The following is a 25,838-nucleotide window of genomic DNA, read 5'->3' on the forward strand; positions in this document are numbered from 1 at the left end:
AATATTTATTAATTCAGCCCTCCAATTACAAAAACTTATTTATTATTGATTCATAGCTGAAATCCATTTGTTCTTGACACCAAATGATTCAGAAAGCTGATCCGATGCAGTAATCACCAGTTCCCTCCTTTCATGATTTCCTCCTGAGTAATCCAGCCCCTTTCCAGTATTTTGCCATTCAAAGTTACCTTTTCCACATATTTTTTGGTTTTCCACATAGTTATCCACACTAATGTTAAGAACTTTTCCATTGAAAAATTTAAAGAAACCCACTTTAGCAGATTTAAAATCTGGTTTCGTTTAAAGCCGGTTTTCACTGACATTAACCTGATAGGTTCATATGCTCATGATTTTCCCGATAAGGTGTGCCTGGCTGCCCATAATTTCCATCAGACGCAATGGCATGGGAAAGAGTTTTGCTGATGTGTTTTTCTACCGCTTGATTGTGCAAGAAATGGGTTCCTATTAAGGAATACATTCCGTAATTTCGGATCTGATGTTTATCTTATGAAAAGACAACCAGAACCAGCTAACGAAACCAGCATAATCACCACCACAGAAATTTCTACTCCACTTGGCCCAATGCTGGCAGGAGCTACCGCAAAAGGTGTTTGCATACTGGAATTCATTAACCGGATCAGATTAGAAAAAGAGATCATTGATTTACAGAAACTGCTGAATGCAGTGATGCAACCCGGAGAAAATCAACATTTAGCGCAATTGAAAGATGAACTGGCCGAATACTTTGATGGAAAACGGAAAGTATTTTCTGTTCCCCTGCACGCACCCGGCAATGAATTTGCACAAACAGTCTGGCAAACGCTTCAGAAAATTCCATATGGTCAAACCTGTTCCTATAAACAGCAAGCCGATCAAATGAATAATCCAAAAGCTATTCGCGCAATTGCCTCCACAAATGGCAGGAACCGCCTGGCTATTATTATCCCTTGTCACCGCGTAATTGGTAGCGATGGCAGCATGACCGGATATGCAGCCGGAGTAGAAAAGAAAAAATGGTTACTTAAATTTGAAAGAAATAATTCTGAAAAACCAGCAGATACCTTATTTTAACAAGATGCAGACTTACAAAGATTTTAAAATCGGCCAATGGGTAAAATCATATGGCAAAGGAATTCATAGAATAGAAAAATTTATCCCTGTTGAATACGAAGAATATCACTTTTTTGTGATGGGAGACTGGGAAACAGGGTCAATTAAAGAAAGTCAGATTGGAAGTTTGCAAGAAGAACCGCTTGTTGAATTAAAACGTCTTTTCAATTCAAAATTCAAGAAACAAATTGGTGCCGATTATTGCTCAGGCTATTACTTAAAAGATTTAACAGCAGAAGAACAGGCAAACATAGCGGAGCAACTCAAGTCTAATCCAAAATATATAACCGATCTTGACAAGTATGTAATGCCAAAGTTTGAAAGCCGCTATGGATTAAGCTTTTCCTTAACAGGCGACACTATTCATCTGGTTAAAGAACTGGCACAATTTATCAGACAGGAAAACGGAAAAACTTTTACTGAGATTTTTGAATGGCTGGGACATAAAAACTATAAACACCTGCTTTACAAAGAGGAATTACCCACTGACAACAAAGGACATTACCTGCAATTCGTCAACTGGAATTACCAGGTCAGAAACAATCGGTTATTATTTACAGATCTACTTGCCTTTACGCCGGATTTCGCAAAAATAGACACCATTTAATATAACATAACATAAGAAAGCTGGGAAACAACATACGGAACAGACCCTTCCCAAATCGGTATATCAGGTTTCTTCGCTGGCGGACATGGCTGGAAAATAAGCAAAAAGAACTCATCCGTTTCTGTATGGCCTGACCTTTTCCAAACCTGGTTAAAAGCTAAAGGATTTTAATCTAATTATTGCTGAGAAATTTCAAAAAAAATGGGATCTAAGTTTTTAACTTAAATCCCATTTATGCAGTTTTTTATACATTGCCCCATACAGCAAATTCCCCGTTATTAGTTTAATTATTCATAGATTCTGTCAAGCAAGACATGGTTAATTATTTTGGTAATCTGTTTTGGTTCATCATGCAAAAAGAAATGTCCGCCATTGAAATAATGAATATTACAAAGTTTATTGGTATGTTTCTTCCAGCTATCGCACTGCTCAGCTGTTAAATCTTCGTCTTTTCCCAAAAAAACAGTAAGATTCTGATCAAATGGTTTAAGGTCTGCGTGAATATCATCTGATTCTGATAATTTGAAATCATTTTTTAATAAAGGCAGGAACAATTGCATTAATTCAGGATGTTCAAAAAATTCCGGAGGAGTCCCGCCCAGCTTCATTATTGCCTCCTTAAATTCTTCCTCATTCATTAAATGATATTTCTTTTTATCATCTCTTTTGATCCCCGGTGCTCCCCGCCCCGAAAGAAATATATGCACCGGTTCTACATAACCGGCATCTCTGATTTTCTGAACAAGCTTATAAGATAACATAGCACCCATGCTATGTCCAAATATTGCATAAGGAGCCTGCTGAATATCTTTGCTGATGAATTTAAAAATATCTTCCACAGCTTCAGAAATATTCTGATACAATCCTTCCTGAATTCTGCTTCCCCTGCCTGCCAGCTCAATCGCATTCAGCTCGATAGATGGACTTAGATGACTCTTCCATTTATTATAAATTGCAGCTGATCCTCCGGCATAAGGGATACAGAAAAGTTTTATCTTCTTCATTTTTTTTAGGTTAAAATTAAAAAAAATTACTACAATGATTCTTCTATTTGTTCAACAATAAGTTCCTCTGCGATCTGATCAAAAAATTGAAAATAAACTGCTCTTATTTTCTCCCACGAAAAATCCTCATTCATAGCCCTTTTAACAAGCTGGTTCCATTCCTCCGGTTGCAATTTATAGAGCTGCACCAGCTGTTCAAAAGCCATGCAAAGGCTGCTGTGATTGAATTCTTCAATATAAAATCCTGTACTAACTGAAGGATTATGCTGATAAGATTTAACAGTATCACGTAGTCCTCCTACCGCTCTGACAACCGGAACTGCTCCAAAAGACATTCCATAGATTTGTACTAAACCACAAGGTTCAAAGAGTGAAGGACATAATACAGCATCCGAAGCAGCTAAAAGTTGATGGGCTAATTCTTCATTATATTCAGATAGATAACAGAACCTTCCTGGAAATCTTTTGGCAGCCAGTGAAAATCTTTTATGGACATTACCATTTGTTCCACCTGAAGGACGGCCGCAGACAATTAACCTTACACCCTTGTCCAGCAGCTCTTGCAGGTTTTTCATAGCAGTTTCTTCATCGTTCCAGAAATTCATTAATAAAGTAATTCCTTTCTGTTCAGTCAGTCTGGCCATCATTAAAATAACCGGATCACCAGATGGTGAAAACTGTAATTTTTCCAAAATTTCTTTCTTCGCCTTTTTTTTCATCTCCAGAGCAGAAAACTGATTATAAGGATGCGCCAGATATGGACTGTTTTGCGGTGACCAGAGCAAAGTGTCAATTCCATTTGGCAAAGCATAAATTTTCTTCCTTTTGATCAGCTCAAGGAACTTAAGACCAGTATGCGGTAATCCTCCGGCTTCAAGTTCTTTTGCATAACTATCGCTTACAGTTGCTACATAATCAGCATTCTTTAATCCAAGTGAGAGCAATGTCGCAGTACCATATTTTTCTAAAACCGGAGACAATTCCTCTACAGCTTCCCTGGTCAGCAGATGAAGAGAGTCTGGCAATATTTCACCCTGATATTCATAATTATGAATTAGTAAAATAGTAGTATAGTTTCGTTCTGATCTGATGTTTCCCATTAATTGACGAAAGCCAAAACACCCGCAAACGTGCCAGTCATGAAAAATAAGGTATTCTGGTAATAACTTCAAAGTATCAATCAGCTTTAAAGCAGCCTTGGCAAAATAGATATAAATGAAGAAGGAGGAATTATGCTGATAAGGTTTTTCTCCATCTTCAAGCAACTTGTCACCTTCTCCAGATTCCTGATCGCTGAAAATATGCCGATCAGACATATTCAGAAAATAATAATCTATCTGTTCGCTATGATGGTGATAATAAACAAATTCATATTCAATACCTTGTATACTTATTTGAATGGATTTTTTTGTTTCAAGATCAATTCCTTTCATCCTGTTTTCATAAAAAAAAGAAATAACAACATTTTGCTGTCTTTCACTCAGGTATTTTGGAAGTGCCCCAACCACATCGCCGAGTCCTCCTCTTTTATAAAAAGGTGCAACTTCAGAAGCCAGATGAACTATCATATCGTGATACTTATTTAAAAATAATTCTATGTTATAAATTAACAGAACAGACCAAAACCATCGCTGTCCTTATTATAATAGATGATTTTTGCACTAAAAGGCATTATATTTACTAATTGCCTCTCTCCTGCGTTTTTGCCATCTATTTCACAATCCATCGGATAGTCTTGCGGTATACTGTTAAAATTCAGGACAAAATAAAGATGCTGATCAGCGAATGATCTTTTGATAACCATCAGCTTATCCTTATCACTTACAAAAGGGATCATAATACTCCCGTAAGTAAAGACTTCAGCATATAACTTTTTAATATGGTTGAGATTCCTGATCAGCTTAAATAAAACAGAATCCATTGTTGATCCTTCGAAACTCATGCAACCTCTGTTTGCAGGATCCGCCAAACCCTCCATACAGATCTCTTCTCCATAGTAAATAACAGGTGTTCCCGGCAGTGCATAAATCAACGTAAAAGCAAGTGCATATTTATCTTTACTTTTCAGAACAGAATAGAACCTGGGTACATCATGATTACTCAGGAAATTCCAGGAAAACAAATTGGTATGGAAGGAATTCTGACTTTGCGTATTCATAATGGTCATCCCAAAATTAGAGAGAGACAGTTTTTCCTGTTCAAACAAGGGAATCATCCCCTCCAGATACAAGGTGAAATTGGTAATTCCGTTTACTTCACAATTTTTTGCCAGCTCATGGCCATGATCCTGCCAGGTCTCCCCAATAAAAACCATTTCAGGTTTTATCTTTCTTGATTCTTGTGCAAATTTTCTTACAAACTCAGCAGGCATTTCAGTACAAACATCTAATCGCCAGCCATCAATATCAAAATTTCCAATCCAGTACCTTGCAACCTGCATAAAATATTCAACTACTTGTTGATTATTTAAGTTAAACTGTGGTAATTCCCGATGACCATGCCAGCAGCTATAATAATGTTTATTTCCATCCAGTAGTGGAAATTGTTCTATTTCAAACCAATCTGTATAAATTGACTGTTCCTGATGTATCAGAATGTCTTTAAATGCAAAAAAATCTGTGCTGCAATGATTTAATGAGATATCAATAATAACCTTTATACCTAATTGATGTGCTAAGTCCACCAGTTCTTTTAAATCAGCTTCATTTCCCAATACCGGGTCAATTAACATATAATCAGAACAATCATAACGATGAGAATTCTTCGCTGCAAATATGGGATTCAGATAAATAAAATCTATTCCCAGATCCGCAATGTATTCCAGCTTTGAGCTTATACCTTTTAAATTACCGCCAAAATAACTTTCATTGGCTGGCTTTTCGCCCCATGGATCAAATTCACGTTCAACAGGCACGACGTCAACCCGGTGAAACCTATCCGGTAAAATCTGATATCCTGCTCTTAAAAACGGTATAGCATTGTGTTTTTCTCTTTCTTGCTGCAGATTGAATGAAAAAAAATTTTCCCTGACAGGATATTCACTGATATGGTACGCCTTACTGAGGAATTTAATCTGCCCTCCACCAGAAATCTTAATACAATAATTTAGTTCACGACTATCAGCATGAATCCTGCAAGACCAGAAAGCAACATTTTTATTCACAAAGGAAATACAAAGCGGATATACCGAATCAATCGTAACTAATTCAACTTCGTTGATCCAACCCTGATAGGTAATTACCTGAATTTCCCAGATGTCGTCCTTTATATAATTTATAAAACTTGATTCGTTCAAAAAATAAACAGGACAAAAAACTTGGTTTTCAAGCATCATTGGTGCTCTTTTCTGCGCATCATGTTGAGAAATAACAAGCTGTTCATTATTTTTAGGCGCACTGAAATTCCCATTAAAAAAATACTGGTAAAAAGACTTACCTCTTGGCAGCATAACCTCCAAAACGAAACAACTATCACCTTTATCAAACATTTCCTGTATAAAGTATCTCCCTTTAGCAGGAAAAAAGCCCACATGTACAGATTTCACTGACTCATCAAAGGACTTGAATATCATTTCTTTCCGCATCAGATCGCTGCTATTTTTACCAGCAGGAACTTCGTATATTAATTGGTTCATAAAGGATGGTGTCAGATAAGTAATCCTATTTCATTAAATGTTCCGCTACAAACGGTATCCATTTCGCTAAGAGATCAGGTAAGAAAAGAGTCCCATGATCACCGGAAATAGCTTTAACAGTTAAATTATTCTGAAAAATATTTTCCCTTATACTGTCTGCAAAATCAGGTGGAAGTAAATCGTAGCTACTTTGAGGGAATAAAACTAAAGTATGCCCAATTTTTATTTTAGGGTATAAATAGCCGATACCAGCAAAAAACAGTTGAAGAGCAATATCATTATAGAATTTATTTTCAAAGGCCTGCTTAAGTTCAGAAGGCTTTACACGTTCAGAAAGAACCCCTGCCGCTGTGAGATGTGAATGACTAATTTCCCAGGCACATTCTGAAGGATTTGTGGCTATTTCTGCTGTCAAATTCTCCAAACTCATCATTGGGGATGCCCAGCCAATATCTTTTGCAACAAACCAGGCAATCTCTTCTTTTGTATATTTTGAATTAACCTCTTCCTTTTTGATAGATTGTACCCATAAAGGCGGATCAATAAGTACCAATTTTTCAACTTCTTTACCCAAAACCGTTAACTTTTTTGCGATTTCCATTGCCAAAACGCATCCACTACAGAAGCCTCCCAAAGCATAAGGTCCTTGCTCCTGAATGGCCAGCAGATTATTCACCGCTTCGTCGACTATCTTTTCAAACGCCGAAAATTCAAAATTCCATTTGTCTGGATTTATTACTTCATTATTTTCAATTGCTTTCTGGATTGCAGTATCCAGAGCTGGCGCCTGGATACTATAAAAAGAGGCTTTGTCCTTTAAATAAGGTGCCATATCCAAGATTCCTATGATACTCGTAGCAGGTAGAATACCACCCAATGGTGCAGAAAAAAAGAAAGGTTGTAAATTAACTGTTTCCGTCAAATGGGCTATTTTAAGCACCTTTGCTTTTTCTGAATTTTTATTGTCCGGTTCAAAATTACCTATCCAGGTACTTCTTTTCTGAATTTTGCCAGCTATCCCTTCTATAGTAAATACTTCAAAAACCCATTTTAATGGAATTGAAATACCAAGCTGTTTATTGATTTCGCTCACTAAATTTATACTTGAAACAGAATTACCCCCTACATGGAAAAAATTATCTTTTATTCCCACACGCTTTATACCAAGTATATCCTGCCATATCTTGACCAGTGTCTTTTCGACCTCTGTCTTTGGAGCAGCATATTCATTTACCAGCAAATCGTTATACTCAGGATCAGGAAGGCTTTTTTTAGCTAATTTTCCATTAGCAGTTAATGGAAAATTTCCCTCTAATTTCACCCATACCAACGGAACCATATAGTCAGGAAGATAAGTCCGCAGATAATCAATGACCGCTTGTTTTTCAGTATTTTTATCTGTTGTAAAATAGCCAATTAATTTTTTATCCTCAAGATTGTCCCCCCCGGCTACAACCACCGCCTGACTCACCAATCCACTTTCAAGTAAAACTTTTTCTATTTCTCCCAGTTCAATTCTATATCCCCTGATCTTGACCTGTTCATCAATACGACCAAGATATTCCAGATCTCCCGATGGAATTTTTCTAACCAGGTCACCAGTACGGTATAAACGTTCACTGCTATCATAAGGATTAACGATAAACCGTGCCGCCGTCAGCGATTCTTTGTTCAGATACCCTCGACAAATCCCTTCCCCACCAATAAATAGTTCACCACTTGTTCCAGAAGGAACAAGTTTTAAATGGCGGTCAAAAATATAGGCCGATAAGGTAGCAACCGGCTTACCTATATTGCTCCGGCCTGCTAAAATATCAAACTCTTTAATCTCTTTATAGGTCACATGTACAGTTGTTTCTGTAATCCCATACATGTTAATTAATTTGGTCTGCGGGTATTTTGCATGCCAGGACTGTAGCTTTAATGGCTTTAACTCTTCTCCTGCAAATATAATATAACGCAATTGCAGGTCAGGTTTGTTATCCTGAACAGATGCATTCTCAAAATAATCCTTTTCTGCGTTCATCAAATTGTAAAAAGCAGATGGAGTCTGATTCAGTATTGTTACCCCACGATCTGTTAAAGTCTGCAAAAAAACGAAAGGGTCCTGAGCCGCCTGTTTTGAAATAATAACGAGTTCCCCACCATAAAGCAGTGCGCCGTACATCTCCCACACACTGAAATCAAAACAGTGGCTATGAAACATTGTCCAGACATCAGTTGAACCAAAATCAAATTCGGAATCATCATTAAAAAACAGACGAACTACATTCTTGTGTTCAATCATTACACCCTTAGGCTGACCTGTAGTACCGGAAGTGTAAATAATATAGCATAAATCAGCAGGCTGATTTACCATGGCCGGATTTTCAACACTGTAATCTGCTGCTCCATCCTGTACTAAATATAAAGTGTCTACCGTAAAACCTATTTCACGCTCTAAAGTAGTCAATAACAATTCTATGCCACTATCGGCTATCAGGTAAGTGATACGCTCCAATGGATAATCTGTATCTATAGGAAGGTATGCGCCGCCAGCCTTTAAAATAGCCAGCATACCAATTACCATTTCCATGCTCCGGTCAACCAGTAAACCAACAATTGTATTCGGTTTTACGCCACGTTCACGCAACACATGTGCCCATTGATTGGATCGTCGGTTCAGTTCTGCATAACTCATGGTCTCCCCCTGGAAAAACAGCGCGGTATGCTCACCATATAAAACAACCTGTTCCTGGAAAATTTCGACTATCGTTTTTGAAGAAGGATAAATAACATGACGGTGATCCAGCCCATCCAGCAGTTCTCGCTGCGCGGTCGAAGAAAAAATATCAATATCGGCCAGCTTCACGCTCCTGTCAGTAATTACAGCAGTCACTATCTTCCGGAAATAAGTTATAAAACGGTCAATTGTTGTCGCTTTAAACAACGAAGATGCATATTCAAAACTTATCTCAATCTCTTGCTTATTATCAAAAGCTGCAATACGTAGTTCAAACTTTGCCACATGAAAACCGCTCTCATAACCACTGATGTGCAGACCAGGAATATCAATAGAAGTCTCTCCCTGGCGCTCATAAGTAAACATAACATCAAACAATGGATTACGCCCTGTATCACGCGGCACCTTCAATTCATTCACCAGGTTATCAAACTGGTAAGCCTGGTTATCAAAACAGCTAAGCGTATTCTGTCTGACCATTGACAAAAACTCCTGAAAGGTTAATTCTCCTTTCGGATAATTACGCAATGCCAATGTATTGACAAACATCCCTATCACTTTATTTAGTTCATCCTGCTCGCGCCCTGCCCCAGGTACTCCAATCACTATATCCTCTTGATTCCCCAGTTTTCCTAGTAAAACATTATTTATAGCAAGCAATAACATAAACAATGTTACTTCTTCTGCTGCTGCAAGTTCCCTTAATGCTTTACTTTCTTCAAAATCCAATTTGAAATGCGTTCTGGCTCCTTCATGCAAAGCCACCAGAGGACGATTAAAATCTATTGGAAGTTCCAGTAATGCAGGCATTTCAGCAAAATTTTCTAACCAGAAATTACGTTGCTGTTGTTGTACGAATTGTTGCTGATCGCTCTGTTGCCATTCCGAATAATCCTTATAAGTCAGTTCAAGCGGAGCAATTGTTTCATCCTGGTAAAAAGCAATCAGCTCATTAATGAGGATTCCATGAGAGATTCCATCAGTAATAATGTGATGCATATCAATTACCAGCAAATGTACTTCAGCAGAAAGCTCAATCAATGCCACACGCAATAAAGGAGCTTCCTCCAATAAAAAAGGACTGATTGTATCTTTAAGCAAATCAGGGATATCTGCTTCCGTTTCAGCCTGATAGATATTAATATTAAAATCTACTGCAGGTAAAACTCTTTGTACTGGAACGCCATTAAACAACCCAAAATAGGTACGCAGACTCTCATGACGATTAATCAGTTTGTTAAAGGCAAGCCTTAACTGTTCCCGATCAGGTATTCCTTCCATTTTCACGACCTGAGGCATATTGTAAGCCAGCGAATTCCGGTCCATCTCGTACAAAAGTATAAACGTTGCTGTGCTGACGACAGCTTATACCCATGCTTATTGTCGGCCTGGTCAGTAATGTGAATAACACGTTTGTTTTCAAGAATATGAGAAATCAAGCTTTGCTTATTAGCTTTAACCTCTATAAGAATATCCTGAGCATCAAAACCATTTGGAATATTCAATTTTAGATTACCATTCTCAACTTCAACATTAATTCCGTATCCATTAAGTTTGTACAATAATTTTTCCATTTTTACCTATTGAATAAATTCTGATTCAGAATCTACTATTTAATATGTGATCTATACCTTTATTAACTAATATTATGCAATAGCAGAACAGAGTTCTGCTGATAAATCGACTAATATATTTCGGTTCAGGATGTAGGTCCTGATCAGGATCTTTGCTTTGCCATTATACTTTACCATCTCTCCTTTCAGACCAGCCAGTATACCCTCTTCTATTTGAAGTTTCTGACCTGATTGAAAACATTCATCAGAGATTTCTATATTTCCATTGTAATTAACCATAATTTTTAGCTGGTCAATTTCATCCTGAGAAATCCTGCCCAGCTGTTTGCCAAACTTCACAAAATAACACACTCCGTCAATTTCCAGACAATTAAAATAGTCGGCAGAATCATAAATTTTGACAAATATATAGCTGGGGAAAAGTGGTTTACTAATGACCTTTTTTCTGTCATTCCATTGCCTGACATCTTTAATAGTCGGGAAGAAAAATTCAATTCCCTTTTGCGATAAATAATTAGATATTTTATTTTCTCGCTGTGGCCGTGTATAAATTACATACCAGCCATGATGAAATATACCCATAGGATCTTAGTAATAATAAAGAAAAGACTATTAAATTATTTTTTAAATCAATTTGATTAAAGAAAAACCCGAGATGATAAAGCTATCGCTATAGTGAGTTACAGTGAACTTCTACAATGAGCAAAGATGTGCTCAATAAAACAGTAAAAAATATATTTGGTCACAAAATATCCATTTTTTACAATGAAAAATTGCTACGAACAATAATAGAGAAATAATAACGAATTTTCAATTAAATAAAGATTATTTTTCAAAAAAATTCTACTAAAATGATATTAAAAGATTACAAACACAACATCAAAGAAGAATTTAATTAACCAGCAGTAGTTAGTCTCCCTTGCTTTGAAATACAAAAGCAGGTTTTCTGAAGAAACCTGCTTATAATCAACTCAAACTAAGGAGCTATAATAGTGAAAAGGTATACTGCAAAAATAACCAGCAACACTATACCCTGTAATATGTTCGTACGGCCGGTAGCCAGCGAAAGCATAATGGTAAACTGAGCGAGCAACAATAACACTGTTGCCTTCATATCGATTCCTAAAGTAATACTCATACCGGTTACCATAGCAACAATTGCAACCGCAGGAATCGTTAAACCAATACTCGCAAGCGCAGAACCCAGTGCCAGATTAAGACTGGTCTGTAAACGGTTCTTTTTGGCAGCGCGGTAAGCAGCAAGTCCTTCAGGCAATAAAACTACAGCTGCGATAATTACGCCCACTAAAGATTTTGGTGCTCCCATATTTACGACCGTATTTTCAATATCCGGAGCTAAAGCTTTAGCCAGTAATACTACAATGCCTAAACACAGCACCAATAAAAAGGCACTCATTAAAGCCACTTTATTTGTTGGTGGTTCTGCATGCACATCTTCATTTCCATCGGCCTCAGGAGGTAAAAAATAATCACGGTGTCTAACTGCCTGAACCATAACAAATGAACCATACAGTACTAAACAAATTACAGCGACAAAAATCAGCTGAACCTGAGTATATTGCGGACCAGCTTTACTTGTGGTATAATTTGGAAGAATTAAAGTAAGTACCATAATCGCTGTGAGTGTAACCAGTGCCGCACTTACTCCCGGTAAACTGAATACCTGCTCTTTAAACTTTGCTCCTCCAACGAGCAGACTTAATCCAACAATTCCGGTTAAAATAATCATAACGGCCGCGAGAACTGTGTCTCTGGCAAGTTCAGCCACATCAGGTCCTCCGGTTAACATCAGAGATACAATTAATGCAACTTCTATAATGGTGATTGCCAATGCGAGTAGTAAAGTACCAAATGGTTCGCCCACCCTGTGTGCTACAACTTCAGCATGATGCACAGCAGCAAGTACTCCACCAATTAGTACAGCGGCAAGAAAAAAGGTATAAAGAATACCAAGATCCAGAGAAATCCCGAAATAAGCCAACCAGGCTATAACAGGCGTTACTATTGTCCATAATGGCAGTGGTAATTTTTGTTTCATAAAGATTCTTGTTGATTAAGTAATAATAAAATTAAGATTAAGCAATTATGATGCTAAAGAATTAAATCGCCAATTATTTAGCTATACTTAACAATTAAATAACACCCGATTGTTTAGTTATATTAAACAATAAACCTATAATTGTAAACAATAAAATTAGAAGTAATGTCAATAAAACTAGTAGTGTTTGATATGGCTGGTACAACTGTAAGTGATGAAAATTACGTAGCCCTATCCTTTCAGCAAGCCATGAAAAATCAGGGATATCATGTGGAATTAAAAGATATAAACCCATTGATGGGTTATGAAAAACCTCTTGCTATTCAGATGATACTGGACAAGTATGAAACTGATGTTCAAAAAATCAATACAGATTCCATAGCCCGGATACATACTGATTTTGTAAATATAATGCTGGAATTTTACACTAATTCCAATGAAATCAGGCCACTCCCAAATGTTGAAAGCACTTTCGGACAGCTTAGAACTATGGGTATTAAAATTGGTCTGGATACAGGGTTTTCCAGAAATATTGCAGAATTGATTATCAGCCGTCTGAACTGGGAAACACAGATAGACATCATGGTTGCCAGTGACGATGTAAAAAATGGCCGTCCATATCCAGATATGATTCATAAAATGCAAGCCGACCTGAATCTGCTTACAACGGATGAAATAGTTAAAATCGGAGATACAGAAGTCGATGTAAATGAAGGGATTAATGCAGGATGTAAATACGTGGTCGGAATTACTACCGGAGCTTTTACAAGGGAAGAACTTGAACCACATCACCCGACACATATCATTGATGATATTTCAGAACTGATTGCAATTATCAAAGCATAAAATACAGGAATATAGCACTCGCCGGGAATATACACACCGGTTTAACGATTATTAACTATTAAACTCTGCCGAATTTCTTAAGTTTGAGCAATTGCCCCCTTTATGGAAGAGAATATTATACTTAAGATAAGTACCAGGATAAAAGAAATAAGAAGAGAGCGTAATACAACAGTACAGGAACTTGCTGATCTTGCGGGTGTAAGCAAAGGACTGATTTCACAGATTGAGAATAACCGTACTGTACCTTCTTTAATGGTATTGATAGATATTATCAGTGCTTTAGAAGTTGATTTAAACCAGTTTTTCAAAGATATATCAGCGAGCAGCCAGCTTAGTCCTGTAATCATTAAAAGAAAAAATGAATACGAGCCGTTCGAAAAAGAACAGGCAATGGGATTTTTATATCAGCGTATTTTCACAAAAACCTTTAAAAATTCAACAGTCGATATCGTATTGCTTGAACTTGAACCAAATGCAACCAGGCCAATGGTGGTTACTGAAGCATTCGAATATAAATATATCTTATCAGGGAAAGTAGACTATATTTTTGAAGATCAGACTTACAGCCTGTCTGATGGAGACTCTATGCTATTTGACGGGCGTTTACCCCATACGCCTAAAAATACCTCTGATCAAAAAGCAATCATGCTGATTATTTATTTCTTTGAGCAAAACGGGAACAGCTTAACAAAATAAATTATAGGGCTACCTGCACATTTATCAGGATAAATTTATTGCCATTTCATTTCGCAGGTATTTATTGAGGCCAGCAGATCAATAGGAAAACGGTAGATATGTCTAAAACAGGCCATATTTCCAGGATGTTATTTGGTCTTCGGTCAGGGGGCTTCTTTTGCAAAAGAACTTTTGTAACTTTACGATTGCAAATCTCTTAATACAACAGAATTAATGCCACTGACTACACAAATGAAATCAAGCTTGGCCGCTAATTTAACTAAGCTTTTTAATAACCGGCTATTTATTCTCAGTATTTTTATCCTTTTGCCTGCAATTACTTCCTACAGACAATATCATTCGGGTACCTCTCATAATAACTATCTGATTTTCATTTATACTTATTTTCACGCCAACGAGCATGTATCCTTATTTGGCAGGTATCCTGAATATGCAGACATGAATCATTACGGGCCGTTGTTCTCACTCCTCATTGCACCTTTCGCTCAATTGCCTGAATTTCTGGGGATGTTTTTCTGGGAGCTCGCAAACAGTCTGTTCTTATACTATGCGATAAAGACACTACCACTAAAAGATGCAAAGATAAATGCTGTGTACTGGATCATTGCCCATGAATTGCTCACAGCCTTATTTGCCTGTCAGATTAATCCTTCGATTACAGCAATCATTGTTTTAAGTTATACCTTAATTGATAAAAAAAAGAACTTCTGGGCAGCATGCCTCATTTTACTAGGTACATTTATCAAACTATACGGTATTGTCGGGCTTGCATTCTTCTTTTTCGTTAAACAAAAGCCAAAATTCATTGCCTATTGTATCTTCTGGGCTATCGTATTCTTTGGACTGCCGATGCTCTTTTACGGTCATGAATATATCTTATTACAATATAAAGAATGGTATCTTTCTTTAAGTGCTAAACAACTTGAAAACGCGACACTGGTTTCCTGGCAGGATATATCCCTGATGGGAATAGTCAGGAGAGTGACCGGAAATCCTGATATTTCAAATTTACCGTTTCTGATTACCGGCGTTATTCTTTTCTGTCTTCCTTATCTAAGGATTAAACAATATCAATCACAGGCATTCAGGCTGATGTACCTGTCATCAACGCTGATCTTTACTGTTATCTTTAGTAATTCTTCTGAATCACCGACCTATATCATTGCATTTACAGGTGTAGCTATCTGGTTTGTCTTGCAGGAAAAACCTATACAACCAATCGTGATTGCTCTTTTCGTTTTTGCGATATTACTTACAACTTTAGGGTCTTCCGATTTATATACCAGGTCTTTCAGAGACAATTATATTATCCATTATTCGTTAAAAGCTCTTCCATGTGTGCTCATATGGTTCTATATGACTTATCAAATGATCTTTAAACAATTTGATTTAACAAACAATCCAACGGCATGAAGAAAACCGTATCTGTAGTGATCCCCGCCTTTAATGAGGCCGAGAACTTAATCGTTATTATCGACAGGCTGGAGGGTATCTTCAAAAATACGGTCTATGATGCCGAATTTATAATTATTGATGATGGTAGTACTGATCACACCCTCACCATCCTTAAAACGATGGCAAGTATCAATACTAAATTATTTTATATAGAGTTTTCCCGGAATTTCGGACATCAGCTTGCTTTAAAAGCTGGATTAGATCAGGCCAAAGGTGATTGTGTAATTTCTCTGGATGCAGATCTGCAGCACCCACCAGAGCTGATTATCCAGATGCTTGAAAAGTGGGAAGAAGGTAATGATGTAGTTTATACCCGTAGATCAGAAGATAAGAGTCTTCCTTACGGAAAAAGAAAATCGTCATCCCTTTTCTACAGACTGATCAATGTCTTATCAAGCATACAAATTGAAGAAGGCACTGCTGACTTCAGGCTGATGGATAAAAAAGTGATAGATGTATTCAGAAACTTTGAAGAAAACGAGCCCTTTATTCGTGGCCTTGTCCAGTGGATGGGTTATAAACAAATTGCGATTGATTATATCCCGCATAAAAGACACGCAGGTACAAGTAAATATAATGTTCGGAAAATGATGCGTTTTGCCTTACAGGGCGTAACCTCGTTCAGTATCAAACCACTTTACACTGCTGTATATCTTGGTTTCGCTTTTTCTATGTTATCTGTTTTATACATTCCTTATGTATTCTACTCGGTTTACATGGGCATAGAAGTAGACGGATGGGCATCTACTATTATGACTATAGTGTTTTTCGGAGGATTACAACTCATTATTATGGGGATTATAGGAATCTATATCGGCAAGATGTTTATGCAGACAAAAAATCGCCCTAACTATATCATTAAATCTACAAATTTCGTTCCGGCACCTACAAACACAAATTATGATATTGCTCAGCTTTGATATTGAAGAGTTCGATATGGCATTTGAATATGGAAAAAGTATCACTTTCGAAGAACAAATAAGAATCTCTTCTGAAGGTACCCTGACCATACTGGAACTGCTGGCTAAGAACAAACTTAAAGCGACCTTTTTCAGTACGGTTACCTTTGCAAAAAATGCAACTGCAATTATAAAGCGTATACTCGATGAAGGTCACGAGCTTGCTTCCCATGGCGTATACCATTCAGATTTCAAAAAAGAACACTTACTGGAATCCAGGTTAGCCCTGGAAGAATTATCAGGAGTAGCGGTAACAGGTTACAGAATGGCAAGGATGATGCCCGTAGATGAGCAGGAGATACAAAAAGCAGGTTATCTATATAATAGCTCCATTAATCCAACGTGGTTGCCTGGAAGGTATAATAACCGCCATATTTCCAGAACATATTTTTATCAGAGCGGGGTTTTACAATTACCGGCTTCAGTAAGCCCGATTTCACGCTTTCCGCTTTTCTGGCTATCATTTCATAACCTGCCTCTTTGGTTTTACCAGCATCTGGTCAAAAAGACTTATCAGAAAGATAATTATATTAATATTTATTTTCATCCATGGGAGTTTACAGACCTGACCGATAAAGAGCGTTTTGGTTTTCCGGGTTATGTCAGTAAAAATTCTGGTCAGGATATGATTACCAGAATGGATAAATTTATGGGATGGCTGAACAAGCAAGGTTATCCTTCAGGAACGATTTCACAATTCACTAAGAACATACCTTTAGCATAAAAAAAACATTGAGTTTATTGAATATCTTAAGGCTCATCTTATAATTAAAGTTATTTTCGTTCCCGAAAAGTTACATACGATTGAAAGAAGTAACTGAACGCAGACATCAGTACAATAATAAAAGCTTGTGAAGGCGTGGCCCAAAAGCCAAAATATCCAACCAGCAAATGTAGCAAGCCGTAATTCATCAGTAGTGAACTTACAGTAACAAATGCGTATAGCCCCAGCTGCTGAATCCCTCTTCCTTGTTGTTGGAAAACCAGATACTTATTCAATAGAAATCCTACCGGAAAACTCACAGAAAGAGCCATCAGATCTGCTCCAATATAAGAGGTGATTGTATAGCTTCCAATTCTTAATGCTTCTCCCTTCAATATATAATTGTAACTCAGAAAGAATATAGTCAGATTGAGCAGGGCATTACTTCCGCCGGTGACACCATATCTAAAAGTCTTTATCGGTATAAAATGTAAGAAAGGAAAGTAAAAGAAGTCTATGAGCTTAATGAGTGGATTCTTGAGCAAGTCTTGATCAATTATGTAATATAAATATTATAAATAGCAGGTAAATATAATATTCTTTTCAGACCCGGCGCTAAAATCCATGATTAATATATAAAAAGGCTTATAACAAAAAAAGATTGCAAACAAGATTGTAAACAAACAAGATTTTAAACAAGAAAAGGCATTAAACAAGAAAAGCCTGTAGTTTCCTACAGGCTTTCTTTAAGATTTGGCACCGACCTACTCTCCCACGTGTTACCGCAGTACCATCGGCTCTGGTGGGCTTAACTTCTCTGTTCGGAATGGGAAGAGGTGGACACCACCGATATAGGCACCTAAATGTCTTTATCCAGCTTTTGTTATTTTCAGCTATTCATTGCTATAGCTTTTATTATTATCGCTCGATTGATATTGTAATTGTTTTCCGTTCCTGGGCTTAAAGGATCCGCATCACTGCTTTTCCTGTTTTAACTCCGGTCCATCAAACGATGACATATTATTGAAAGAAGTTAGTTATGAAGAACAAACAACAGTTTATTGCTCTTGAAAGCTTCGGATGATTAGTATTACTCGACTATGCTGTCACCAGCTTTACATCTGTAACCTATCAACGTAGTAGTCTGCTACGGTCCTATATGGAATTCTCATCTCGTGGCTAGTTTCGCACTTAGATGCTTTCAGCGCTTATCTATTCCCAACGTAGCTACTCTGCAATGCCCCTGGCGGAACAACAGATTCACTAGAGGTTAGTCCAACCCGGTCCTCTCGTACTAAGGTCAGCCCCACTCAAAATTCCTACGCCCACAACAGATAGGGACCGAACTGTCTCGCGACGTTCTGAACCCAGCTCGCGTGCCACTTTAATCGGCGAACAGCCGAACCCTTGGGACCTTCTCCAGCCCCAGGATGTGACGAGCCGACATCGAGGTGCCAAACCTCCCCGTCGATATGAGCTCTTGGGGGAGATCAGCCTGTTATCCCCAGCGTACCTTTTATCCTTTGAGCGATGGCCCTTCCATGCAGAACCACCGGATCACTATATCCGTCTTTCGACCCTGCTCGGCTTGTCTGCCTCACAGTCAAGCAAGCTTATGCTATTGCACTCCTCATACGGTTACCAAGCGTATTGAGCTTACCTTTGAAAGCCTCCGTTACCTTTTTGGAGGCGACCACCCCAGTCAAACTACCCATCAAACAATGTCCCCTCATTCAAGGGTTAGACACCGAATACAAAAAGGGTGGTATTTCAACGTTGACTCCACAACACCTGGCGATGCCGCTTCATAGTCTCCCACCTATCCTACACATCCTGTATCCAATGTCAATGTTAAATTGTAGTGAAGGTGCATGGGGTCTTTCCGTCCCGTTGCGGGTACCCGGCGTCTTCACCGGGACCACAATTTCACCGAGCTCATGGCTGAGACAGCGCCCAGATCGTTACACCATTCGTGCAGGTCGGAACTTACCCGACAAGGAATTTCGCTACCTTAGGACCGTTATAGTTACGGCCGCCGTTTACTGGGGCTTCGATTCAATGCTTCTCCTTTAACAGATGACATCCCCTCTTAACCTTCCAGCACCGGGCAGGTGTCAGGCCTTATACTTCATCTTTCGATTTTGCAAAGCCATGTGTTTTTGTTAAACAGTCGCCTGGGCCTTTTCACTGCGGCTGACATTGCTGTCAGCGCCCCTTCTCCCGAAGTTACAGGGCCATTTTGCCGAGTTCCTTAGCCATGATTCACTCGAGCACCTTAGAATTCTCTTCCCGGATACCTGTGTCGGTTTGCGGTACGGGTTTTTATAACCTGAAGCTTAGCGGTTTTTCTTGGAAGTCTGATTACCTGCGCTATCCACTTACCCGAAGGCTTGCGGTACTATCGACCTTCAGCAAGAGTGGCGGATTTGCCTACCTCTCCTATACCTACAGTCTTTAACGATCTATTCCGTCAGATCGCGGCAGTGTCACTACTCCGTCCCCACATCGCAGTTATAAAAAGTACTGGAATATTAACCAGTTGTCCATCGAATTTCCCCTTCGGGTTCTCCTTAGGCCCCGACTAACCCTGATCCGATTAGCGTTGATCAGGAAACCTTATCCTTTCGGTGGGCAGGTTTCTCGCCTGCCTTATCGTTACTTATGCCTACATTTGCTTTTCCAGAAGCTCCACCCTGGCTTACGCCAAAACTTCGCTGCCGCTGGAATGCTCCCCTACCGTAATATTAATATTACCCATAGCTTCGGTGTACTACTTTATGCCCGTTTATTATCCATGCACGATCGCTCGACTAGTGAGCTGTTACGCACTCTTTAAATGAATGGCTGCTTCCAAGCCAACATCCTAGCTGTCTAGGCAATCGCACCTCGTTAGTTCAACTTAGTAGTAACTTGGGGACCTTAGCTGATGGTCTGGGTTCTTTCCCTCTCGGCCCGTGACCTTAGCACCCCGGGCCTCACTGCAGTGTATATTTATTAGCATTCGGAGTTTGTCTGGATTTGGTAGGATTTGACTCCCCCGCACCCAATCAGTAGCTCTACCTCTAATAAACTTAACCACCACGCTGTTCCTAAAAACATTTCGGGGAGTACGAGCTATTTCCCAGTTTGATTAGCCTTTCACCCCTACCCACAGATCATCCGGAAACTTTTCAACGTTTATCGGTTCGGTCCTCCAGTACGTGTTACCGCACCTTCAACCTGTCCATGGGTAGATCACAAGGTTTCGCGTCTACCTCCCCTGACTATACGCCCTGTTCAGACTCGCTTTCGCTTCGGCTGCGTGTCTTAAACACTTAACCTTGCCAGAGAAGAGTAACTCGTAGGCTCATTATGCAAAAGGCACGCCGTCACGCCACCTGGACGCTCCGACCGCTTGTAAGTACACAGTTTCAGGTTCTATTTCACTCCCCTGTTCGGGGTTCTTTTCACCTTTCCCTCACGGTACTGGTTCACTATCGGTCTCTCAGGAGTATTTAGCCTTACCGGATGGTGCCGGCAGATTCCCACAAGGCGTCTCCGACCTCGCGGTACTCAGGATACTACTAGACTAATGTTACTTACGTGTACGCGGCTCTCACGCTATTTTGCCAGGCTTCCCATCCTGTTCCACTTCATTTCATTAATGCCATATTGTAGTCCTACAACCCCAGCTATGCCGTAACATAACTGGTTTGGGCTCTTTCCCGTTCGCTCGCCACTACTTAGGAAATCATTATTATTTTCTCTTCCTCTGCTTACTTAGATGTTTCAGTTCGGCAGGTTTGCGCATCGTAATGCGACTAGTCTTCAACTAGCCAGGTTTCCCCATTCGGAAATCTCCGGATTAATTCATATTTGCTAATCCCCGGAGCTTATCGCAGCTTATCACGTCCTTCATCGCCTCTGAGAGCCAAGGCATCCCCTGTGTACTCTTTCTTACTTTCTTCTCTCCATAGCCTTTTGCGCCTATGGAAATGCTTTTTTTAATCTGTTATTAACCCTTACGGATTCAGTTCGTGTATAAATACACTTGTGTTTCCTTCAAGCTAACAACGTCTCTATTGTTGTTTGCTCTTCTTTATTAACTTCTTCCAATATGTCAAAGAACTTTATTGTCCCGGGTATTCAGTATTGCTACCATCTTTACCCTATTTCCTGTAGCTTTTATCTTAACTACGGGACAATCGTGGAGAATAACGGAGTCGAACCGTTGACCTCCTGCGTGCAAGGCAGGCGCTCTAGCCAGCTGAGCTAATCCCCCTTAGAATATATAATGTAGTCCCGAGCAGATTTGAACTGCTGACCCCTACATTATCAGTGTAGTGCTCTAACCAACTGAGCTACGGGACTATTTAACTGGGTCAGGGTTGTTGTTGAGGTGTCTCAGCACAATTCCTTTTCCTCGGTCAATTCCTTCTTTCAGTAGGTGAACAACACTAATGTTGATGTTTCATCCTATGGGTTTTTCTTTTGAGATTTTATTGTCATTTACTTATATACTGCTGTTGCTCTAGCTGTTAGAGTTTCATTGGTATATCATTTACGCAGCGAGTTATCTATCTTGCTCCAGAAAGGAGGTATTCCAGCCGCACCTTCCGGTACGGCTACCTTGTTACGACTTAGCCCCAGTTATCGGTTTTACCCTAGGACGCTCCTTGCGGTTACATACTTTAGGTACCCCCAACTTCCATGGCTTGACGGGCGGTGTGTACAAGGCCCGGGAACGTATTCACCGTATCATTGCTGATATACGATTACTAGCGAATCCAACTTCAAGAGGTCGAGTTGCAGACCTCTATCCGAACTGTGAATGGCTTTTGGAGATTTGCTTGCTGTTACCAGCTTGCTGCCCTCTGTACCATCCATTGTAGCACGTGTGTAGCCCCGGACGTAAGGGCCATGATGACTTGACGTCGTCCCCTCCTTCCTCTGTTTGCACAGGCAGTCTGTTTAGAGTCCCCACCTTAACGTGCTGGCAACTAAACATAGGGGTTGCGCTCGTTGCGGGACTTAACCCAACACCTCACGGCACGAGCTGACGACAGCCATGCAGCACCTAGTTTCGTGTCCTTGCGGACTCATCTATCTCTAAATGATTCACTAACTTTCAAGCCCGGGTAAGGTTCCTCGCGTATCATCGAATTAAACCACATGCTCCTCCGCTTGTGCGGGCCCCCGTCAATTCCTTTGAGTTTCAATCTTGCGACCGTACTCCCCAGGTGGAATACTTAACGCTTTCGCTTAGCCGCTAACTGTGTATCGCTAACAGCGAGTATTCATCGTTTAGGGCGTGGACTACCAGGGTATCTAATCCTGTTTGATCCCCACGCTTTCGTGCCTCAGCGTCAATTTAACCATAGTAAGCTGCCTTCGCAATCGGTGTTCTGTGACATATCTATGCATTTCACCGCTACTTGTCACATTCCGCCTACCTCTAGTTCATTCAAGCTCTTCAGTATCAAGGGCACTGCGATGGTTGAGCCACCGTCTTTCACCCCTGACTTAAAAAGCCGCCTACGCACCCTTTAAACCCAATAAATCCGGATAACGCTTGGATCCTCCGTATTACCGCGGCTGCTGGCACGGAGTTAGCCGATCCTTATTCCTTCGGTACATTCAGCTATCTACACGTAGATAGGTTTATTCCCGAATAAAAGCAGTTTACGACCCAGAGGGCTGTCTTCCTGCACGCGGCATGGCTGGTTCAGAGTTGCCTCCATTGACCAATATTCCTTACTGCTGCCTCCCGTAGGAGTCTGGTCCGTGTCTCAGTACCAGTGTGGGGGGTCATCCTCTCAGATCCCCTAGACATCGTGGTCTTGGTGGGCCGTTACCCCGCCAACTAACTAATGTCACGCATGCCCATCTTAATCCTATAAATATTTGATCATTGCACAATGCTGTGCTGTGATTTTATGCGGTGTTAATCCGAATTTCTTCGGGCTATCCCCCTGATTAAGGTAGGTTGCATACGCGTTACGCACCCGTGCGCCACTTTCCTCCTTAGCAAGCTAAAGAGTATCGTTCGACTTGCATGTATTAGGCCTGCCGCTAGCGTTCATCCTGAGCCAGGATCAAACTCTCCATTGTAAAATGTTATGTTTGAACACTGACCATTCTTAACTTGTATTAATAATAGTCTTATTCTTATTTGTCTGTCAGAATAGACTTAAAAAACTCGCGCGGTTCATGTACTTTGAACTTGTACTAGCTTACCTCGCTACGTTTGTAAATGACATCTCTTTAATGAACTTCTCGACAGTACCTCACGGCCAGTCTTTATATGTTGCAATGTTATTCCTTCTATTTCTCAGGTCTTCATGTTCCTGATTCATTTCCGGTATTTCATCGTTTCAGTCTTGTTATTGTGATCTGCTAACATCCGTTAGTGATCTTCCCGTTTTTGTTGGGACTGCAAAGGTAGAAATCTTTTTCGTTTTGTCAAGCTTTTTATTTTTTATTTTCAGAAAGTTTTAATTCCTTCCCAGGAGCTTAACAACAACCTCTACTTCACATCCTTTCAATCCTCAGCACTACATCTTTTTCACTCTTTCCCTTCCTCCGAAGCGGGATGCAAAAGTAGGAAAATTATACCAGCTACCAAACAATAACGCACTTATAATTGTATGCAATCCATAACTGCATGATTCTCAACACGAAATACTTCAAACTAAATTCCACCGCAGCAGCAACCAGCCTGGATTGATTTTAAAAACCGCCAAAAACCTTTACGGCCTATAGCTAATTGGCGCTTTAAACGGTTCAAAAGGAATTCCAAAACCAACCGGCAGCATAGCAATTCCAGCCTCCAAACCTCATGATCAGACGATATAAAGTACAGAAAAACTCAAAACATGGCCTCGTCGTATAAAACAGGTATTTAAAAGGGGTTAAATAGTGCCTTGAAATGACCTTGGAATGAGGTTGGGATGAGGTTGGAATGACCTTGCAATGACCACAGTCATTCCAACCTCATCCCAAGATCTTTTCAAGGTCGTTCTAATACACTACAGTAGTACTTCTATACCATAAGTGTACTCAAATCACTTGACATGACAGGAGAATTTTACTGATTTCACTTGACTTCATCTCTCTCACCTAACTAATTTCATCCGCACATGCCTCATTAAGAAATCTAAACCATCTTCTCCAGAATCGCCAGTGCGCACATCAAAGATCATTCAACCTCATCCCAAACTACTGTTATACAGACTATAAGATCTGATTCAACAATTGCCATTCCACTCCAGAAACAAAAGGATATCACATCCACTTCCTTTTCAAAGCATAACAAAATCACCGCTAACATCAATTCAAACCCTATTCAGCATCTTAACCTCCCTTTTTCAATTATAATACTATATATACATACACTATATATACCCTCCAAAACTCCCTAATCCACATTATCAATCAATTTCGCAGTATTTAGATTTTATTCTTAAATTTGCAGCCGTTAAACGCCGTTTGCAGCGGTATCAATTTTTATGGAAAAATTCAATACAATACTATACTACTGCTATAGTCCAATAGCAGATGCGGAACAATTTGCTGCCGATCACCTCAAATTTTGTAAATCATTAGGTCTTGTGGGCCGGATCATCGTTGCTGATGAAGGTTTAAACGGAACAGTTTCAGGTACAGAAACTGCTTGTAGAGCTTACATGGAAGCTGTTCATGCAGATGAACGCTTTGCAAAGACAGAATTTAAGATTGATGAAGTTCCGGAACCTTCTTTCATTAAAATGCACTGCCGTTATAAATCTGAGATCGTACACTCTGGTTTAAGAGACACCAGCATTATCAATCCTAATGAGCAGACAGGAAAACATCTTGAACCCGCAGCATTTAAAGAAATGCTTGATCAGGAAGATGTAATCATCCTGGATGTACGTTCGAATTATGAACACAGCCTTGGTAGATTTAAAAACGCCATTACTCTTGACATTGATAACTTCAGAGAGTTTCCGGAAAAGATAAACGAACTGGCACAATACAAAGACAAAAAAGTCCTTACTTATTGCACCGGGGGAATTAAATGTGAAAAAGCCTCTGCCCTATTGCTCCACCATGGCTTTAATGATGTTTACCAATTACACGGTGGTATTATCAAATATGGTAAAGAAGCAGGTGGAGAAGACTTCGAAGGAAAATGTTATGTATTTGATAACCGTATAGCCGTAGATGTAAACTCAGTAAACCCTACTATAGTATCAAAATGCTATAACTGCGGAACAACTACCGCAAAAATGATCAACTGTGCCAATCCGGAATGTAATGAGCACATTACTCAATGTGATGAATGCGGTACAAAACTAGAAGGATGCTGCTCTGCTGCCTGTGTAACGAACCCACGCCGTCGTCCTTATGACGGAACAGGTTACTACGTAAAAGTTCCTCAGCAAGTAAACGTTGCTGTAAAATAAAATCATATCCTATTTTAACCTGACTGATCATCATTCAAAATTT

17 protein-coding genes, 2 tRNA genes and 3 rRNA genes are annotated in these 25,838 nt (G+C 39.4%); 8 read left to right on the plus strand and 14 right to left on the minus strand.

Annotated features, from left to right (window positions below; all coding sequences use genetic code 11):
* Positions 1–113: 113 nt before the first annotated feature.
* The gene (locus tag AB3G38_RS13665) at positions 114–251 is read right to left on the minus strand and encodes a hypothetical protein (protein WP_367864449.1); all 138 of its coding nucleotides are present in this window, start codon (positions 249–251) and stop codon (positions 114–116) included.
* Positions 252–507: 256 nt separating this feature from the next.
* Here AB3G38_RS13665 and AB3G38_RS13670 point away from each other — a divergent pair, with 256 nt between their 5' ends.
* On the plus strand, positions 508–1,071 hold the full coding sequence (locus AB3G38_RS13670; RefSeq protein WP_367864450.1) for a methylated-DNA--[protein]-cysteine S-methyltransferase: 564 nt from the start codon (positions 508–510) through the stop codon (positions 1,069–1,071).
* Between the two features lie 4 nt (positions 1,072–1,075).
* The gene (locus AB3G38_RS13675) at positions 1,076–1,717 is read left to right on the plus strand and encodes a hypothetical protein (protein WP_367864451.1); all 642 of its coding nucleotides are present in this window, start codon (positions 1,076–1,078) and stop codon (positions 1,715–1,717) included.
* 287 nt (positions 1,718–2,004) lie between these two features.
* On the opposite strand, the gene AB3G38_RS13680 is transcribed toward AB3G38_RS13675, so the two are convergent.
* The 7 genes from AB3G38_RS13680 to AB3G38_RS13710 form a co-directional block, all read right to left on the minus strand.
* The gene (locus AB3G38_RS13680; RefSeq protein WP_367864452.1) at positions 2,005–2,721 is read right to left on the minus strand and encodes a thioesterase II family protein; all 717 of its coding nucleotides are present in this window, start codon (positions 2,719–2,721) and stop codon (positions 2,005–2,007) included.
* Positions 2,722–2,750: 29 nt separating this feature from the next.
* On the minus strand, positions 2,751–4,289 hold the full coding sequence (locus tag AB3G38_RS13685; RefSeq protein WP_367864453.1) for a glycogen/starch synthase: 1,539 nt from the start codon (positions 4,287–4,289) through the stop codon (positions 2,751–2,753).
* A gap of 38 nt (positions 4,290–4,327) precedes the next feature.
* Positions 4,328–6,355 carry a glycoside hydrolase family 13 protein gene (locus AB3G38_RS13690; protein ID WP_367864454.1) on the minus strand — a complete coding sequence of 676 codons (2,028 nt, stop codon included), beginning with the start codon at positions 6,353–6,355 and terminating at the stop codon, positions 4,328–4,330.
* Positions 6,356–6,380: 25 nt separating this feature from the next.
* Entirely contained in the window at positions 6,381–10,403 is a 4,023-nt protein-coding gene (locus AB3G38_RS13695; RefSeq protein ID WP_367864455.1) for an amino acid adenylation domain-containing protein, read from the minus strand.
* Positions 10,361–10,651 (minus strand): hypothetical protein, encoded by a 291-nt coding sequence (locus AB3G38_RS13700; RefSeq protein WP_367864456.1) that lies wholly within the window; start codon positions 10,649–10,651, stop codon positions 10,361–10,363. The genes AB3G38_RS13695 and AB3G38_RS13700 overlap by 43 nt, the downstream gene beginning before the upstream one ends.
* A 72-nt stretch (positions 10,652–10,723) precedes the next feature.
* Positions 10,724–11,233, minus strand: a complete 510-nt coding sequence (locus tag AB3G38_RS13705; protein ID WP_367864457.1) for a UpxY family transcription antiterminator — start codon at positions 11,231–11,233, stop codon at positions 10,724–10,726.
* Positions 11,234–11,627: 394 nt separating this feature from the next.
* Complete coding sequence (locus tag AB3G38_RS13710; protein ID WP_367864458.1) at positions 11,628–12,710, minus strand: calcium:proton antiporter; 1,083 nt, start codon at positions 12,708–12,710, stop codon at positions 11,628–11,630.
* Positions 12,711–12,875: 165 nt separating this feature from the next.
* On the opposite strand from AB3G38_RS13710, the gene AB3G38_RS13715 reads away from it, so the two are divergent.
* The 5 genes from AB3G38_RS13715 to AB3G38_RS13735 all read left to right on the plus strand — a co-directional run bounded on the left by AB3G38_RS13715 (position 12,876) and on the right by AB3G38_RS13735 (position 17,390).
* A complete protein-coding gene (locus tag AB3G38_RS13715; RefSeq protein ID WP_367864459.1) occupies positions 12,876–13,556 on the plus strand; it encodes an HAD hydrolase-like protein in 681 nt (226 codons plus the stop codon).
* Between the two features lie 102 nt (positions 13,557–13,658).
* A complete protein-coding gene (locus AB3G38_RS13720) occupies positions 13,659–14,252 on the plus strand; it encodes a helix-turn-helix domain-containing protein (protein ID WP_367864460.1) in 594 nt (197 codons plus the stop codon).
* Positions 14,253–14,483: 231 nt separating this feature from the next.
* The gene (locus AB3G38_RS13725) at positions 14,484–15,665 is read left to right on the plus strand and encodes a glycosyltransferase family 87 protein (RefSeq protein WP_367864461.1); all 1,182 of its coding nucleotides are present in this window, start codon (positions 14,484–14,486) and stop codon (positions 15,663–15,665) included.
* A complete protein-coding gene (locus AB3G38_RS13730; RefSeq protein WP_367864462.1) occupies positions 15,662–16,627 on the plus strand; it encodes a glycosyltransferase family 2 protein in 966 nt (321 codons plus the stop codon). Before AB3G38_RS13725 ends, AB3G38_RS13730 begins: the two co-directional genes overlap by 4 nt.
* Entirely contained in the window at positions 16,608–17,390 is a 783-nt protein-coding gene (locus AB3G38_RS13735; RefSeq protein ID WP_367864463.1) for a polysaccharide deacetylase family protein, read from the plus strand. The genes AB3G38_RS13730 and AB3G38_RS13735 overlap by 20 nt, the downstream gene beginning before the upstream one ends.
* A gap of 50 nt (positions 17,391–17,440) precedes the next feature.
* Here AB3G38_RS13735 and AB3G38_RS13740 read toward each other — a convergent pair whose 3' ends face one another.
* The 6 genes from AB3G38_RS13740 to AB3G38_RS13765 all read right to left on the minus strand — a co-directional run bounded on the left by AB3G38_RS13740 (position 17,441) and on the right by AB3G38_RS13765 (position 23,459).
* Positions 17,441–17,914, minus strand: a complete 474-nt coding sequence (locus AB3G38_RS13740) for a GtrA family protein (protein WP_367864464.1) — start codon at positions 17,912–17,914, stop codon at positions 17,441–17,443.
* Between the two features lie 206 nt (positions 17,915–18,120).
* A 5S ribosomal RNA gene (gene rrf, locus AB3G38_RS13745) occupies positions 18,121–18,232 on the minus strand.
* A 202-nt stretch (positions 18,233–18,434) separates the two neighbouring features.
* Positions 18,435–21,315 (minus strand): 23S ribosomal RNA (locus AB3G38_RS13750).
* A gap of 241 nt (positions 21,316–21,556) precedes the next feature.
* Positions 21,557–21,630 (minus strand) — tRNA-Ala (locus AB3G38_RS13755).
* 15 nt (positions 21,631–21,645) lie between these two features.
* Positions 21,646–21,719 (minus strand) — tRNA-Ile (locus AB3G38_RS13760).
* 220 nt (positions 21,720–21,939) lie between these two features.
* Positions 21,940–23,459: ribosomal RNA gene (locus tag AB3G38_RS13765) — 16S ribosomal RNA — on the minus strand.
* Together the 16S, 23S and 5S rRNA genes with 2 tRNA genes alongside form the textbook arrangement of a ribosomal RNA operon.
* 1,397 nt (positions 23,460–24,856) lie before the next feature.
* Here AB3G38_RS13765 and AB3G38_RS13770 point away from each other — a divergent pair.
* Positions 24,857–25,795, plus strand: coding sequence for a rhodanese-related sulfurtransferase (locus AB3G38_RS13770; protein WP_367864465.1), 939 nt, complete (start codon positions 24,857–24,859; stop codon positions 25,793–25,795).
* Positions 25,796–25,838: the final 43 nt, after the last annotated feature.

The organism is Pedobacter sp. WC2423, assembly GCF_040822065.1.
GTDB lineage: Bacteria > Bacteroidota > Bacteroidia > Sphingobacteriales > Sphingobacteriaceae > Pedobacter.

Excerpts from the sequence above, each read along its gene's own strand:
- AB3G38_RS13665 (WP_367864449.1), bottom strand. The coding sequence starts at position 251 with ATGGAAAAGTTCTTAACATTAGTGTGGATAACTATGTGGAAAACCAAA.
- AB3G38_RS13670 (WP_367864450.1), top strand. The coding sequence starts at position 508 with ATGAAAAGACAACCAGAACCAGCTAACGAAACCAGCATAATCACCACC.
- AB3G38_RS13675 (WP_367864451.1), top strand. The coding sequence starts at position 1,076 with ATGCAGACTTACAAAGATTTTAAAATCGGCCAATGGGTAAAATCATAT.
- AB3G38_RS13680 (WP_367864452.1), bottom strand. The coding sequence starts at position 2,721 with ATGAAGAAGATAAAACTTTTCTGTATCCCTTATGCCGGAGGATCAGCT.
- AB3G38_RS13685 (WP_367864453.1), bottom strand. The coding sequence starts at position 4,289 with ATGATAGTTCATCTGGCTTCTGAAGTTGCACCTTTTTATAAAAGAGGA.
- AB3G38_RS13690 (WP_367864454.1), bottom strand. The coding sequence starts at position 6,355 with ATGAACCAATTAATATACGAAGTTCCTGCTGGTAAAAATAGCAGCGAT.
- AB3G38_RS13695 (WP_367864455.1), bottom strand. The coding sequence starts at position 10,403 with ATGGACCGGAATTCGCTGGCTTACAATATGCCTCAGGTCGTGAAAATG.
- AB3G38_RS13700 (WP_367864456.1), bottom strand. The coding sequence starts at position 10,651 with ATGGAAAAATTATTGTACAAACTTAATGGATACGGAATTAATGTTGAA.
- AB3G38_RS13705 (WP_367864457.1), bottom strand. The coding sequence starts at position 11,233 with ATGGGTATATTTCATCATGGCTGGTATGTAATTTATACACGGCCACAG.
- AB3G38_RS13710 (WP_367864458.1), bottom strand. The coding sequence starts at position 12,710 with ATGAAACAAAAATTACCACTGCCATTATGGACAATAGTAACGCCTGTT.
- AB3G38_RS13715 (WP_367864459.1), top strand. The coding sequence starts at position 12,876 with ATGTCAATAAAACTAGTAGTGTTTGATATGGCTGGTACAACTGTAAGT.
- AB3G38_RS13720 (WP_367864460.1), top strand. The coding sequence starts at position 13,659 with ATGGAAGAGAATATTATACTTAAGATAAGTACCAGGATAAAAGAAATA.
- AB3G38_RS13725 (WP_367864461.1), top strand. The coding sequence starts at position 14,484 with ATGAAATCAAGCTTGGCCGCTAATTTAACTAAGCTTTTTAATAACCGG.
- AB3G38_RS13730 (WP_367864462.1), top strand. The coding sequence starts at position 15,662 with ATGAAGAAAACCGTATCTGTAGTGATCCCCGCCTTTAATGAGGCCGAG.
- AB3G38_RS13735 (WP_367864463.1), top strand. The coding sequence starts at position 16,608 with ATGATATTGCTCAGCTTTGATATTGAAGAGTTCGATATGGCATTTGAA.
- AB3G38_RS13770 (WP_367864465.1), top strand. The coding sequence starts at position 24,857 with ATGGAAAAATTCAATACAATACTATACTACTGCTATAGTCCAATAGCA.